The following is a 14,854-nucleotide window of genomic DNA, read 5'->3' as shown; positions in this document are numbered from 1 at the left end:
CATGGCCGTATCGCTGCGTGAGTACCGCGCGCGGATCAAGTCGACGGAGTCGATGAAGAAGATCACGCGCGCCATGGAGCTCATCGCTGCGTCCCGGATCATCAAGGCGCAGCAGCGGGCCGCGGCGGCAGCGCCGTACGCCCGTGAGCTGACCCGCGCCGTGTCGGCGGTGGCGACGTTCTCGAACGTCGACCACCCGCTGACCCGCGAGGAGGAGAACCCGAAGCGGGCCGCGGTCCTGGTCATCACCAGCGACCGGGGTCTGGCCGGTGCCTACTCGTCCAGCGTCCTCAAGGAGGCCGAGCGCCTCAGCGAGCGGCTGCGCGACGAGGGCAAGGAGATCGACTACTTCCTGGCCGGTCGCAAGGCGGAGGCGTACTTCAAGTTCCGCGGCCGCTCCTACGTCCAGGCCTGGACCGGGTTCTCCGACCAGCCGACCTATGACAAGGCCGCCGAGATCGGCGCGGCGCTGATCGCGGCCTTCCTCAAGGAGCAGGGTGAGGATGGCGACGTGGACGAGGTCCACGTGGTCTACACCCGGTTCCGCTCGATGCTGACCCAGGAGCCGACAGCGATCCGCCTGCTGCCCCTGGAGGTCGTCGAGGGCGAGGAGGCCCCGGAGGCCGACGACCTCCTGCCGCTCTACGAGTTCGAGCCGTCGGCCGAGCAGGTGCTGGACGGGCTGCTGCCGCAGTACGTCCAGAGCCGGATCTTCTACAGCCTGCTGCAGGCGGCGGCCTCCGAGCTCGCCGCGCGCCAGCGGGCGATGAAGGCCGCGACGGACAACGCGGACGAGCTGATCAAGAAGCTCACCCGGACCGCCAACCAGGCGCGCCAGGCCGGCATCACCCAGGAGATCAGCGAGATCGTCGGTGGCGTCAATGCGCTCGCCGACGCCCAGGCTGCCAACGACTGACCGACCACGAGAAAACACCAAACGGAGTAAGACATGACTGCAACGGTTGAAGAGACCACCGCCAGCGGTGCGGCCTCGGTGGGTCGGATCGCGCGGGTCATCGGCCCGGTCGTCGACATCGAGTTCCCGCTCGACGCCATGCCGGAGATCTACAACAAGCTCGAGGCCGAGGTCACCCTCGACGGTGAGACCTCGACCCTGCCGCTCGAGGTGGCCCAGCACATCGGCGACGGCCTGGTCCGCGCCATCTCGCTGAAGCCCACCGACGGCCTCGTCCGCGGCCAGAACGTGACCGACACCGGCGGCCCGATCACGGTGCCCGTCGGCGACATCACGCTCGGCAAGGTGTTCAACACCACGGGCGACGCGCTCAACCTCGAGGTGGGCGAGACGTTCGAGCCCACCGAGCGGTGGGGCATCCACCGCAAGGCGCCGGCGTTCGACCAGCTCGAGTCGAAGACGCAGATGTTCGAGACCGGCATCAAGGTCATCGACCTGCTGGCGCCGTACGTCACCGGTGGCAAGATCGGCCTGTTCGGTGGTGCCGGCGTCGGCAAGACCGTGCTCATCCAGGAGATGATCGCCCGCGTGGCCAAGAACCACGCCGGTGTGTCGGTGTTCGCCGGTGTCGGCGAGCGCACCCGTGAGGGCAACGACCTGATCGTCGAGATGCAGGAGGCCGGCGTCTTCGACAAGGTCGCCCTGGTCTTCGGCCAGATGGACGAGCCGCCGGGCACGCGTCTGCGCGTCGCCCTGTCCGCCCTGACGATGGCGGAGTACTTCCGCGACGTGCAGAAGCAGGACGTGCTGCTCTTCATCGACAACATCTTCCGGTTCACGCAGGCCGGCTCCGAGGTCTCCACGCTGCTGGGCCGGATGCCGTCCGCGGTGGGCTACCAGCCCAACCTCGCCGACGAGATGGGCACGCTCCAGGAGCGGATCACCTCGACGCGTGGTCACTCGATCACCTCGATGCAGGCGATCTACGTCCCCGCGGACGACTACACCGACCCGGCCCCGGCCGCGACCTTCGCGCACCTCGACGCCACCACCGAGCTGTCCCGTGACATCGCGTCGCAGGGCATCTACCCGGCCGTCGACCCGCTGACGTCGACCTCGCGCATCCTCGACCCGCAGTACATCGGTCAGGCGCACTACGACTGCGCGATCCGCGTCAAGCAGATCCTGCAGCGCAACAAGGAGCTCCAGGACATCATCGCGATCCTCGGTGTCGACGAGCTCTCCGAGGAGGACCGGGTCATCGTGTCCCGCGCCCGCCGGATCCAGCGGTTCCTGTCGCAGAACACCTACGTCGCCAAGCAGTTCACCGGCATCGAGGGCTCCACGGTCTCGATCGGCGACACCATCGAGGCGTTCAACAAGATCGCGGACGGCGAGTACGACCACGTCGCCGAGCAGGCCTTCTTCATGTGCGGCGGTCTCGACGACGTCGAGCGCAACTGGGCCGAGATCCAGAAGAGCCTCTGATCATGGCGGACACCACGGTCGAGCACCTGCACGTCGAGCTCGTCGCGGCCGACCGGACCGTCTGGTCCGGTGAGGCGGCGATGATCATCGCGCGCACGCTCGAGGGCGACATCGGCGTGCTGCGCGGCCACGCGCCCACGCTGTCGCTGCTGCAGGCGTCGGTCATCGAGATCCAGGTGGCCGGGACCAACCAGCTCGTGGTCGCCGCGGTCGACGGGGGCGTCCTGTCGGTCGCGAACGACCGGGTCTCCATCCTGGCCGAGCGCGTCGAGCGGGCCGAGGACATCGAGGTCCAGCAGGCGCGGATCGATCTCGAGGAGGCCAAGCGGCTGCTCGACTCGAGCAACGAGGCGGAGCAGCGCGTGCGGCACGCCGAGGCGCGGATCCGCGCCGCGGAGAAGGTCTCGTAGAAGGTCACTGATACGCAGATGACATGGTGGGAGTGGCTGCTCGACATCTCTGGCGCGCTCCTGCTCCTGTGTGTGCTGTACGGCGTCGGACTCATCGTCCGGCGCCGTCTGCTCTCCCGGGACGGTGGCACCTTCGAGCTGAGTCACCGGCTGCGGGACTCGACGCCGGAGCGCGGCTGGGTGCTGGGCCTGGGCCGCTACTCCGGCGAGCGACTGGAGTGGTTCCGTGTGTTCACCCTGTCCCGGCGCCCGCGCCGCTCGTGGGGTCGTGACGAGCTGTCGTACGACGGACGCCGGGAGCCGGTCGGCACCGAGCAGGCGTCGCTGTACCCGGATCATCTGGTCATCCGCTGCCAGTCGCCCGACGGGCTCGTCGAGCTCGCCATGAGCGTCTCGTCGCTCACCGGGTTCCAGGCGTGGCTGGAGGCCCAGCCGCCCGGGACGGACTGGAACCGCTCGAAGGGTCTCTGAGCCGGCGTCGAACCCGGCTCGCCCTCGCGGGGCGATCGTCGCCCGGGCCGTCGCCGGGAGGCCTCTGCGGCCGGCTCCGACGCGACCATTCCGGTGAACAGAAACCGGACACCAGTTCACGTTCGAGCCTGGACCTGGCGCTCACGTGACAATTTGTGGTGACCTTTCCGTTATCACCTCACGTGACGCTTGACACACGGCCCTTACTGGTGTGAGGTGGAGGCGATGTGTAACAGCTTGTTACAACTGGCAGTTGCACTCGCCGTTCGAAAGGGAGAGCGAGCGGCGAAGGTACGGTCCGTGCGGGGAAGCAGGAGCCCCGCGGCGAGCCGTGCACAACCCGCTCACCGGAGGGTTCGTCAGTGACGACCGGAATGCCACTCACCCAGTTCGAGACCGCGGCAGCAGTCGCGGCCGCCAACGCCGACCGCGACGCTGCCTCGGCCGCCGGGATCGCCCCCGACGCCGTCATCGCCCTCCGCGGCGTCAGCAAGTCGTTCGGCCCCATGCAGGTGCTCGACGACGTCAGCTTCGACGTGACCCGCGGCCAGATCACCTCCGTGCTCGGGCCCTCGGGCACCGGCAAGTCGGTCCTGCTGAACACCATCATCGGGATGTATCCACCCGAGCAGGGACAGATCTACGTCGACGGCGAGCCGATCGTCGGCATGCGCCACCGCGACCTGATGCGGGTACGCCGCAAGTTCGGCGTGCTCTTCCAGGACGGTGCCCTCTTCGGCTCGATCAGCCTCTACGACAACATCGCCTTCCCGCTGCGTGAGCACACCGATCTCACCGAGGAGCAGGTGCGCGAGATCGTGCACACCAAGGCGGACATGGTCGGTCTGGTCAAGCACCTGGGGAAGATGCCCGGTGAGGTGTCCGGCGGCATGAAGAAGCGCGCCGGCCTGGCCCGGGCGCTGGCGCTCGATCCCGAGATCGTGTTCTTCGACGAGCCCGACTCCGGCCTGGACCCGGTCCGCGTCGCCCACCTCGACGAGCTGATGAAGTCGGTGCAGGCCGTGACCGGGTGCACGTTCTTCGTGATCACCCACAACATCGACTCGGTCCGGCGCACGGCCGACCACATCGGGATGTTGTTCCGCTCCAAGCTGGTCGCGTTCGGCCCCGCCGACGAGGTGCTCGCCAGCGAGCGGCCGATCGTGGAGCAGTTCTTCGCCGGTCGCGCCCGCGGCCCCATCGGCATGGACGAGATGGTCGACGCCGAGGTCGACCTCGACGTCGCCGACGAGCTGTACTCCGCCTGACTCAGCGCCTGCCCCGAGAGCAGTGCGTCACTCGATGTTCCGTCGACCCTAGGGAGAGCCATGTCTACGAGCGTCATCACGAAGAAGCGGCTGGTCACCAGCAAGAGCACGGCCGTGGAGACCGTTGCGGAGAGCGCCGCCGACGAGCCGGAGAGCACCGCGCCGGACGGCGCCGGCGGCGGTCCGCCGGCCGAGCCGCCGGCCGGCTCCCGCTTCGGCGGGAGGACTCCACTGGTGGGGGTGGCCCTGCTCGTCGTACTCCTCCTCGCCGCGGTGGGCTACCTGTGGTTCCGGCTCGACGACAGTCGGGCCGAGGTGGATCGCCTGGAGACGGCGAAGGTCACCCAGGCCGAGGTCCTCGAGCGGGCCCGCGACCTGGCCGTGGCGCTGACCACCTACGACTATCGCGACCTCGAGGCCCAACAGCGGCTGCTGGAGGAGGGCACCACGGATGCCTTCCAGCAGAAGTTCGCCGAGACCAACGAGACGTTGGCGCCGATGTTCACCCAGCTGGAGGCATCGGCCCAGGGGACGGTCGTCGACGCCGCCGTCCAGAAGGTCGACGGCGACCTGGCCACGGTGCTGGTCTTCGCCGACCAGTCCGCGAGCAGCACGCAGAGCGAGGAGCCGACGAGCCAGGCCAGCCGCCTGCGTCTCCACCTGGTCCGCCACGGCGGGACCTGGCTCCTCGACAGCGTGGACCTGCTGTGAGCCTCGGCTCGGTCCCGGGCCTCGGGGAGAGCGCACGCAGCTTCGGCGGCATGATCGCCATGTTCGTCGACTCGTGCGCGGTGACCGTGCGTGCGCTCGTACGACGGCGCTTCTCCTGGTGGGAGTTCCTGCTCCAGACCCGGTTCCTCGCCTCGGTGTCGTTGCTCCCGACGATCCTGATCGCGATCCCGTTCGGCCTGGTGCTGGTGCTCACGGTGGGCGGGCTCACCAGCCAGGTCGGCGCGGCCTCGCTGGTGGGTGGCGTGAACTCGGTCGGCACCGTGCGCCAGGCGGCGCCGATCATCAGCGGGATCGTGCTCGCCGGCGCCGGCGGCTCGGCCATCTGCGCCGACCTCGGCTCCCGGGCGATCCGCAGCGAGATCGCCGCGATGCGGGTGATGGCGGTCGACCCGCTGGAGCGCCTGGTCGCGCCGCGGATCCTCGCCACCATGCTGGTCAGCGTCCTGCTCAACGGTGTGGTCGCCTTCGTCGGCATCGTGAGCGGCTATCTCTCGGCGGTCTACCTGCTCAACAGCACCGCCGGCGGCTTCCTGCAGTCCTTCAGCGCCTTCTCGCAGCCGGCGGACCTGATCGAGTCGACCGTCAAGGCCGCTCTCTTCGGCCTGGTCGCGGCGCTCGTCGCGTCGTACCAGGGGCTCAACGCGCAGCACGGGCCCGCCGGAGTCGGCGACGCCGTCAACCGGTCGGTGGTGCTCACCGGCGTGCTGCTGTTCGTGATCAACCTGGTCGTGAGCCAGATCTTCCTGCTGGCCGCGCCACCGAGGGTGGGGTGAGGACGATGGCGACCTCACTGCTGCCGCGCACCGGGCAACGCTGGAGCGGGATGCTCGTGCGCGGCGTGGCCGACAACCTGCGGCGCCAGGGCACCATGCTGCTCTTCTGCATCCATGCCGTCGTCACGATCCCGATGGCCCTGCGCCGCTACCGCCACGAGGTGTGGCGCCTGCTCGCCGAGATCGCCTTCGGCAAGGGTCTGCTCACGGTCGCGGCCAGCACCGTGTTCGTCTCCGCGCTGCTGTCCGCGGTGATCGGCGTCCAGCTCGGTCTGGAGGGGATGGAGGGCCTCAGCATCGTCGGCCTGGCACCGCTCTCGGGCCTGGTCGCCGCGGTGGGCAACACGCGTGAGCTGGCACCGCTGATCACGGCGTTCGGGCTGGCTGCCCAGATGGGCTGCCGCTTCACCGCTCAGCTGGGTGCGATGCGGATCAGCGGCGAGATCGACGCCATGGACACGATGGCGGTCTCCAGCATGGAGTACCTCGTGACGACCCGGCTGATCGCGGTCAGCATCTTCGTGATCCCGCTCTACCTGGTCACCCTCTCGGGCGCCTACTTCGCCTCGAAGCTGACGGTGCAGCTGATCGCGGGGCAGGGCACCGGCACCTACGACCACTACTTCTTCCTCTTCCTCGATCCAGGCGACGTGTTCCTGTCGGTGCTCAAGGTGGTGGTGCTCGCCTTGATGATCACCTTCATCCACTGCTTCTACGGCTACACCACCTCCGGCGGCCCGGAGGGTGTGGGCGTGGCATCGGGCCGCGCGATCCGGGCCAGCATCGTGACCATCGCGGTGGCCGACATGCTGATGACGCTGCTGTTCTGGGGCACCTCGACGGGGGTGCGGATCTAGGTGGACATCTACGCGCTCTACCGCAATCCCCGGCTTCTCGCCCGGCTGGGTGTCGTCTTCACGGTCGTCGTGCTGACCGTCGGGGGACTGGTGTTCGCCCAGTTCCGTGGGGCGTTCTCAGGGGCGCCGGTCCTGCGCGTCCAGCTCCCGCCGGCCAGCTCGGTCGTCGCGGTGGACAGTCCGGTGACCTACCGCGACGTACGCATCGGCACCGTCGTCGAAGGCGCCCGGAGCGCCGTCGGCGACGAGGCGGGCGAGCTGCCCGAGGTCCGGGTCCGGATCGACCGGAAGTGGCTGGACAAGCTGCCCCGCGACGTCGTGGCGACCGTCGGGCCGATCTCGATCTTCGGCAACCAGTACGTCCAACTGCTGGCCACCGAGGACGCGGGGCCCGCCGGTCTGGCCGACGACGCCGTCGTCCCGGCGTACGACGCGTCGCGGAACCCCTCGCTGCAGGGCACCTTCGTCGCGCTCAACGACGTCCTCAAGGAGGTCAGCCCGGCCCGCCTGAACGCCGGCCTGTCCGGCCTGTCGACCGCACTGCAGGGTCAGGGCGCCGAGATCGGCAAGACCCTGGTGGCCACCAACGACTACCTCGGCATCATGCTGCCGCTGTGGCCGACGCTGGTCGAGAACCTCGACGAGCTCGCCACCTTCGCGGGCGGCCTCGGTGAGATCACGCCCGAGTTCCTCTCCCTGATCGAGAACGCCTCGACCACCGCCAAGACCGTCAGTGAGAACGCCGCGTCCTTCCGCTCCCTGGTGAGCAACGGCGCCAAGCTGGCGACCACGTCTTCCGCGCTGCTGCGGAGCACGATGGAGGCCTACGCCGATTCCGTGGACGGCGCGGTGGCGCTGCTCGCGGCGCTCTCGCAGGGGCCGGACGTCATCACCAAGATGCTCAAGGGCATCGACAGCTGGGCGGCGACCTGGGCGCCGGCGCTGGCCGACGGGATGCCCGACATCCGGATGGCAGCGCTCTCGGTCCGCAATCCGGCCGACCTGGTGCTGGCGATGACGGCCGGCGGCGATGCCGACCAGCTCGCCCGACTGCTCAACGAGGCGGTCCGGGCCGGCTTCGCCAACCCACCGACCTACCAGGGCTGCCCGGAGCCGCTCTGCTCGTTCAGCCGCCGCCCGCTCGACGGCCCGGCCGGCTCCGTCGAAGGGAGCACGCCATGACGAGCGCTCGTCCCGACCGTGCCGGGCGCCTGTTGGCCTCGGTCGCCGTCTTCGTGGTGGTCTCGGTGCTGCTCACGGTCTTCGTGGTCATGTCCGTGCTCGACCTGGGCCAGCGCAACGGCGAGGAGTACCACGCCCGGCTCACCGACGCCGCCGGACTGCGCTCGGGCGACGACGTGACCGTCGCCGGACTGGAGGTCGGCAAGGTGACGGACGTCGAGCTGCGTGGCAAGGACGTCGAGGTCACCTTCGTGGTCAGCGGCGGCCACACCCTGCACACCAACACCCGGGCGGCGGTCCGCTACGCGAACCTGATCGGCACGCGCTATCTCGCCCTGGTGCCGCCCGACGGTGCGCCCGCCGGGCGGCTGCGCGCCGGCGGCACACTGCCGGTGGCCCAGAGCCTGCCGGCGGTCGACCTGACCGCGGTCTTCGACGGCTTCCAGCCGCTCTTCGACGCGCTGGACCCGGAGCAGGTCAACCAGCTGACGGCATCGATCGTCGCGATCTTCCAGGGCGAGTCCGGGACGGTCGCCAACCTGGTCGAGCAGGTCGGCACGATCACCACCCATCTCGCGGGACGCAAGGAGGTGATCTCCACGGTGATCACGAGCCTCGCCGACCTGCTGACCAGCGTTAACGAGCAGGGGGAGGCGTTGGGCGGCATGATCGACGACTTCGGCTCCGTGGTGGGGACCTTGAGCGACCAGCGCACGGTGCTCGCCTCGACCATCGACGGCCTGGCCACGTTCGGCGAGGACGCCGCCGGCCTGACCCGGGACTCGACCGACGCGATCAACAAGGGCATCGACGGCGTCGCCGAGGCCTCGGCCGTGTTGACCAAGAGCTCCGGCGCGATCATCGACCTGATGCGGGACATCCCGGACCTCGTCGACAACCTGAACCGGATCATGGACTCGGGCTCGTTCGTCAAGGTCTACCTCTGCAACCTCGACCTCCGCGCGACCGGGCGACTCAACCTGTCGCTGGTCCCGGGAGTGCCCGCTCCACAGGATCCGGTCGGTCTCGAGCTGCCCTCGGGCCAGGTCGGCGATCCTGCCCGGGCCGGAAAGGTATGCCGATGAGCCCGATGAGGTGGCGCGACTTCGACCTCGACGACTGGCGGGTCTCGGACCGGGACCCGCTCAAGGTGGCGGGCATCGCCGCGGCCGTGCTGCTGGTACTGGTCCTCCTCGGCCTGAACCTGACCCGGCTGCCGCTCCTCAACAGCAAGGACGACTACTCCGCCTATCTGACCAGCGCCTCCGGTCTCACCGGCGGCGAGACCGTGCAGGTCCGCGGCGTCCGGGTCGGCGAGGTGACCGGCATCGTCTTGGAGGACGACCTGGTCCGGGTCGACTTCAAGGTGAACGGCGATGTCGACCTGGGCGAGGAGACCTCGGCCCGGGTCAAGGTGCTCAACCCGCTCGGGGCGCAGTTCCTCGCACTCGAGCCGGCGGGGCCGGGCCGGTTGAGCGAGCCCATCCCCGTCGAGCGGACCTTCGCCAGCCGCACCCTGGTCAACGAGCTGGGCCGGGTCTCGGGTCAGCTCGACCAGACCGACATCCCCCAGCTGCAGCAGGCCCTCGACGTGCTGACCGAGACCCTGTCGGCCTCCTCGTCCGACGCGGTGGCCACGGCGCTCACCGGCCTCAACGACTTCGCCGGCAACCTCGCGGAGGACGCCGACAAGATCTCCGAGCTGGTGTCGTCGGGCAGCGAGCTGATCGCGATCATCAACGACCGCAGCGACGTGATCGTCAACCTGGTGTCCCAGGGCGACGCACTGGCAGCGGTGCTCAACGAGCGCCGCGACGCGATCGGCCGGCTGGTGCGCGGCACCGCCGACCTCAGCGCACAGATCGCCAAGATCCTGTCCGTCAACCGCGACAAGCTCGGCCCGATGCTGCGCAACCTGGAGGAGATCTCCCAGGCGCTGGCGACCGAGAACGAGAGCCTCGGCAAGGCGATCCCCGCGATGGAGCAGCTGAGCAAGAACATCGCGCGCGTCACCGGCACCGGGCGGTTCGTCGACATCGTCGTCCCGAACGGGCTGATCCCCGACGCCGTGATCCAGCAGTGCGCCGACGCCGGCGCCTTCCCAGCGCCGAACGACCCGAGAGTGGGGTGCCGTCCATGAGTAGGCGACGACTGCCGAGACCGCCCCGACTGCCCCGCGGGCGCGGCCTTCTCCTGGCCGGTGCCGGGGTGCTGGTCCTGGCCGTGGTCGTGGCCGGGGTGCTGGCCTGGCGGACCTCGGGCCCCGACGACTACCGGGTGACGGCGACCTTCACCGAGGCCCCGGGCGTCTACGAGGGCAATGCCGTGAAGATCCTGGGCGTCCCGGTGGGCCGGGTCACCCGGGTCGAGCCGGGGCCCAAGGGCGTCGAGGTGGAGCTGAAGGTCAGCGGCGAGCATCGGCTCCCGGCCGACGTCAGTGCCTTCCTGATGGCGCCCAATGCCGTCAACGACCGCTTCATCGAGCTGGCGCCTGCCTACAGCGGCTCGGGACCACATCTCGACGACGGCGACCGGCTCGGCGTCGACCGGACCGTGGTCCCGCAGTCGGTGGACCAGATCATCGACAACCTCGACGAGTTCGCGCGCACCTTGGGGCCGGAGGGTGCCAATGCCGACGGGTCGCTCTCCCGGGTCCTGGCGGCCCTGGCCGACAGCATGGGTGGGCAGGGCTCCACGATCCACGAGCTGGTCGACAACCTGGGCACGACGCTCGACGCGACCGCGGCTGACAGCGACGCGCTGACCTCGGGCCTGACCGACCTCGGCGAGCTGAGCACGGCGGCCGCGGGAGTGAGCACGACGTACCGCAACCTGGCGGAGAACCTCGCGTCGGTGAGCGGCACGCTGGCGGGCGACGCCCCGCAGGTGACGGCGGTGCTGACCAACCTGCAGGACCTGCTGGCCGAGCTCAACACGTTCGTGAAGGAGAACAAGGACCAGATCGCCGGCACCATCACCAGCCTCTCCGGCGTGGCCGGTGAGGTGGGCAAGCAGCAGAAGTCGCTGACCCGCCTGATGCGGAATCTCCCACTGGCGGTGTCGAATGCCGGCAACGCCGTCGTCGACATACCCGGGGGCAAGGCGGTCCGGGCGCGTCTCGACCCGGTGGCGAACTCCCCGGTCCGGGCGCAGATCTGCGGGGACGGCCTGCTGCGGCTGATGGCGGCGTCGCTGGCGGCGCCGGCCGAGCGCACCGTCCTCGACGTCGCGTGCGGTGCCGACCGGTGGCTCGACGAGCTGGCCAAGCCCAAGGGAGCGCCCGACGGCGGCGCCTGGACCCGGCAGGCACTCGAAAGGCTGGGGAGCTGAGATGAGGCTGGTGGAGATGAGGATGGCGGTGCGTCCACGACGCGCCCTTACGGTGCCGGGCCTGGTCGCAGCCGTCACCCTGACCGCACTGTCGGGCTGCTCGCTCAGCCTGCAGGACATGCCGAAGCCCGGTGGCCTCAACGAGGAGACGTACAGCGTCACGGCGTCCTTCGACGACGTCCTCAACCTTCCGGCCAACGCCGAGGTCCGCGACGGCGCGCGGGTGGTCGGCGAGGTCGGCGCGATGGAGGTCGACGGCTACCGGGCCGAGGTCGAGCTGCGCTTCCTCTCCGGGGTCGAGATCCCCACCGGAACCACGGTCGAGGTCCGCTTCGACAACCCGCTGGGCGACCAGTACGTCGAGATCCACCGTCCGACCGACGGCGGGCCCGACGGTGGGGGAGCGGCGCCGCCCCTGCGTGACGGCGACACCATCGACGCCGAGGACACCGCCGCGGCGCCGACCGTCGAGGACACGCTGGGCGCGTTCGCCACCGTGCTGACCGGCGGCGGTGTCGGCGACCTGCACTCCATCTCCCGTGAGCTGAACGCCGTGTTCTCCGGCAACGAGCCGCAGATCCGGCAGCTGCTCGGCCGCCTGGCGGAGTCCGCGGAGCTGCTCGCCGGCGGGCTGGGGCCGATCGACCGGGCGCTGGACGAGGTCGCGCGGCTCTCGAAGCAGCTCGACGACAGCAGTGACGTCCTGGTCGACGGGATCAAGGAGATCTCCCCGGCGATCGGCGTACTGGCCGACCTCAACGAGGACTTCACCACGCTGCTCGAGGGCCTGGACGGGTTCGCCGAGGCGGGCAACCAGATCATCGCCCGCAGCGGGAAGCAGACCGTGCGCGCGCTGAAGCGGCTGGTGCCCGTCGTCCAGCAGATCGTGGACTCCCGCGCCCTGATCACGCCGATGATCAAGAACATCCGCACGCTGGCCGACCAGGTGCCCGACGTCACCGCCTACGGCTACGCACGCACGTCGGTCGCGGCCCAGCTCGACTTCAGCTCGGCGCCGTCGACGGCGAGCGGAACCGTGACGGGGCGGTCGACCGGACAGTCGGCCGCGCGATCACTGATGACGGTAGTCGGACCGGTCGAGTCGAGCCGTCTCGATGAGGGGAGGCAGCCATGAGCCGGACATCACTGGTCCCACGACTGCTCGGGATCGTGGTCGGGCTGCTGCTCGGCCTCTACTACATCGGCGTGCAGATCATCGGCTGGTCACCGGTCGACGACGACTACGCGGTCTCGGTGGAGGTCCCGCGTGCGGCCGGGCTCTTCGAGGAGAGCGACGTGAGCTACCGCGGTGTGCGCGTCGGCAAGGTCACCTCGATCGCGGTGAGCCCCTCCGGTGTGCAGCTGCGGCTGGAGCTGTCCGACGACCAGCCGGTGCCGCAGCAGGTCGAGGCCCGGGTCCGCATGCTCTCGGCGTTGGGGGAGAGCTATGTGGACCTGGTCCCGACCGGCGGGGCCGAGCCCCGGCTGCGCGAGGGCGGCACCATCGCCACGGCCACGGTGCCGACCACGGTCAGCGAGTCGCTGGCCAGCAGCGCCGCGCTGCTGCGCTCCCTGGACCCGGCCGACCTGGAGACGGTGCAGACGCTGATGGCCGACGCGTTCAGCGGCTTGGCGCCCGAGCTGCGCACCCTGGTCGTCGGTGGGCAGCGGCTGATCAACGCCGTGACCGCGGCCGCCCCGGGCACCCGGCAGCTGATCGTGGACGGCCTCACGGTGCTGCGCACCGGCAACGCCACCCAGGCGGAGCTCGCCCAGATCGTCAGCTCCTTCGACATCTTGGCCCAGCAGTTCGCCGACAACGACGCCGACTTCGAGCAGCTGCTCGTCGACGGCGGCGAGGCCGCCGACACCATCGAGGACCTGGTCCGCACCCAGACCGGCCCGTTCCAGGAGCTGCTGCAGGGCACCGGCGCCATCGGCACGGCCCTGAGCCGCAACACCGACGCGATCCAGGTGCTCTTCGACCTACTCCCCGGCGTCAGCAACGACCTGAGCAAGGTCGCCCGCGACGGCGTCTTCCACGGCGACCTGACCCTCAACCTCGGGCAGCCGCTGTGCAGCACCCGTTCCCTGGCGGTGCCATCGACCTCCGGCACCGCCGTACCCAAGGCCTGTGTGAAGGGTCCGCGCCTGCTCCAGCGCGGCCCGGACTGAGAACGAGGAGCGATATGGCGGGAGTTCTATCCATAAATTGATATCGAATCATGGGGGTGATCGAGTGCTATTGCGGCCCAAATTCTCGGTATGGATCGTGAGTTAGTGGATCGCGGCCAAAACCAGATTCAGCAGATAAGAAAAATCTAAAAAAGGTTCCGCAAAGGGGTTTTCAATGCGTGTAACACGGTGTTGCAATGGTCCTGTCAAGAGATCCCCTCTCATGACGAGACGGCTGGTCGACAGGCGACCAGTTCCATCCACAAGGATTGGTAAGGAGAGTTTTCAATGCGGAAGAACTTGAAGACCATGAAGACGGCCACGGCCATCGGCGGAGCTGCGGCTGCCCTCGTGCTGGTGGGTTCGTTGACCTCGCCTGCCGAGGCGGCTGGCACCAAGTGGGTGCTGGGCTACGCGGACAGCACGTCGGGCACCCCGCACTACGCGGGTGTCGGCGACGTGATCAACAGCACCAACCTGAACCTGAAGTTCACCGGCCGCTACAACGGCAACGTCGCGTCGATCGACTGCGCGAACGTGGCCACCACGGGCTTCAGCTACACCGTGCCCGCCGGGGGACCCCCGAGCGGCGCGCCCGGCTCCACGATCAGCATCATGCTGAACACGCCGACCACGACGATGACCGGGTGCACCAACAGCGTCGACGGCGCCGGGGTGAACGTCACGTTCGCGGCCGGTTCGCAGTGGCAGCTGGACATCGGCCCACTGCCGGCTGCTCACACGGTCGTGGGCACGCCCCACATGGGAACGCTGAACGGCAAGATCACCGTCCCGAGCGGCAGCAGTGGCAACGGCACGGTGACCGTGTCCGCCCCGACGCTGGCGCCGTTCCCCTGCGTCATCCAGGCGCCGGCGGCCGGCCTCGATCTCGAGGTGGCGGGGACCTACAACCCGACCACCGGGGTGGCGGCGGACGACGGCTCGAAGCCGATCATCGACATCAACAACAGCACCAGCCCGGCGAACTGCTCCCAGGTCGATGTCGAGGCCACGCTGCAGTACGCGAACGTGACACTCGCGGGCCCGGGCGGCGTCAAGCCGACCGCGGTCTGGCAGTAGTGATCCAGGGCTCCTGAGTCCGCTTCGGCGGGCTGTGGGAGCGCGGGTGCCGGCCGCCGATGCTGACGGCGGCCGGCACCCGGTCACTCATGGTGGCACAGCCCACCCGTCCGCGGACGGTGTGCCGCGAACACCGCCCCGACAGTTTCGGCGAGGAGATCACCATCCCATG

At 69.4% G+C, this 14,854-nt stretch carries 15 protein-coding genes; all 15 read left to right on the top strand.

All coding sequences use genetic code 11. From position 1 onward, the window contains the following. The first annotated feature begins 1 nt into the window (after position 1). Positions 2-916 carry a F0F1 ATP synthase subunit gamma gene (locus KVF89_RS04585; protein WP_257423766.1) on the top strand — a complete coding sequence of 305 codons (915 nt, stop codon included), beginning with the start codon at positions 2-4 and terminating at the stop codon, positions 914-916. 33 nt (positions 917-949) lie between these two features. Then, complete coding sequence (atpD, locus tag KVF89_RS04580) at positions 950-2,404, top strand: F0F1 ATP synthase subunit beta (RefSeq protein ID WP_257423764.1); 1,455 nt, start codon at positions 950-952, stop codon at positions 2,402-2,404. A gap of 2 nt (positions 2,405-2,406) precedes the next feature. After that, complete coding sequence (locus KVF89_RS04575) at positions 2,407-2,814, top strand: F0F1 ATP synthase subunit epsilon (protein WP_257423763.1); 408 nt, start codon at positions 2,407-2,409, stop codon at positions 2,812-2,814. Between the two features lie 18 nt (positions 2,815-2,832). Then, on the top strand, positions 2,833-3,285 hold the full coding sequence (locus tag KVF89_RS04570) for a DUF2550 domain-containing protein (protein ID WP_257423761.1): 453 nt from the start codon (positions 2,833-2,835) through the stop codon (positions 3,283-3,285). Between the two features lie 362 nt (positions 3,286-3,647). Next, positions 3,648-4,553, top strand: coding sequence for an ABC transporter ATP-binding protein (locus KVF89_RS04565; RefSeq protein ID WP_257423760.1), 906 nt, complete (start codon positions 3,648-3,650; stop codon positions 4,551-4,553). A gap of 60 nt (positions 4,554-4,613) precedes the next feature. Continuing rightward, complete coding sequence (locus tag KVF89_RS04560) at positions 4,614-5,264, top strand: Rv1363c family protein (RefSeq protein WP_257423757.1); 651 nt, start codon at positions 4,614-4,616, stop codon at positions 5,262-5,264. Next, positions 5,261-6,058 (top strand): MlaE family ABC transporter permease, encoded by a 798-nt coding sequence (locus tag KVF89_RS04555; RefSeq protein WP_257423756.1) that lies wholly within the window; start codon positions 5,261-5,263, stop codon positions 6,056-6,058. The genes KVF89_RS04560 and KVF89_RS04555 overlap by 4 nt, the downstream gene beginning before the upstream one ends. Positions 6,059-6,063: 5 nt before the next feature. Continuing rightward, positions 6,064-6,915, top strand: coding sequence for an ABC transporter permease (locus tag KVF89_RS04550; protein ID WP_257423754.1), 852 nt, complete (start codon positions 6,064-6,066; stop codon positions 6,913-6,915). Continuing rightward, a complete protein-coding gene (locus KVF89_RS04545) occupies positions 6,916-8,097 on the top strand; it encodes an MCE family protein (protein ID WP_257423751.1) in 1,182 nt (393 codons plus the stop codon). Beyond that, positions 8,094-9,182 carry an MCE family protein gene (locus KVF89_RS04540; RefSeq protein WP_257423750.1) on the top strand — a complete coding sequence of 363 codons (1,089 nt, stop codon included), beginning with the start codon at positions 8,094-8,096 and terminating at the stop codon, positions 9,180-9,182. Before KVF89_RS04545 ends, KVF89_RS04540 begins: the two co-directional genes overlap by 4 nt. Continuing rightward, positions 9,179-10,237, top strand: a complete 1,059-nt coding sequence (locus KVF89_RS04535) for an MCE family protein (RefSeq protein ID WP_257423747.1) — start codon at positions 9,179-9,181, stop codon at positions 10,235-10,237. The genes KVF89_RS04540 and KVF89_RS04535 overlap by 4 nt, the downstream gene beginning before the upstream one ends. Further along, positions 10,234-11,427 carry an MCE family protein gene (locus KVF89_RS04530; protein WP_257423745.1) on the top strand — a complete coding sequence of 398 codons (1,194 nt, stop codon included), beginning with the start codon at positions 10,234-10,236 and terminating at the stop codon, positions 11,425-11,427. Before KVF89_RS04535 ends, KVF89_RS04530 begins: the two co-directional genes overlap by 4 nt. A gap of 1 nt (position 11,428) precedes the next feature. Then, entirely contained in the window at positions 11,429-12,562 is a 1,134-nt protein-coding gene (locus tag KVF89_RS04525) for an MCE family protein (RefSeq protein ID WP_257423743.1), read from the top strand. Continuing rightward, entirely contained in the window at positions 12,559-13,602 is a 1,044-nt protein-coding gene (locus tag KVF89_RS04520; protein WP_257423741.1) for an MCE family protein, read from the top strand. The genes KVF89_RS04525 and KVF89_RS04520 overlap by 4 nt, the downstream gene beginning before the upstream one ends. 288 nt (positions 13,603-13,890) lie before the next feature. After that, positions 13,891-14,682: a hypothetical protein gene (locus tag KVF89_RS04515; RefSeq protein ID WP_257423739.1), complete on the top strand. Its 792-nt coding sequence runs from the start codon at positions 13,891-13,893 to the stop codon at positions 14,680-14,682. Positions 14,683-14,854: the final 172 nt, after the last annotated feature.

This window comes from Nocardioides carbamazepini (assembly GCF_024614185.1).
GTDB lineage: Bacteria > Actinomycetota > Actinomycetes > Propionibacteriales > Nocardioidaceae > Nocardioides > Nocardioides carbamazepini.
The sequence above is the reverse complement of the archived record's forward strand: the minus strand, read 5'-3'. Positions and strand labels throughout refer to the sequence as shown.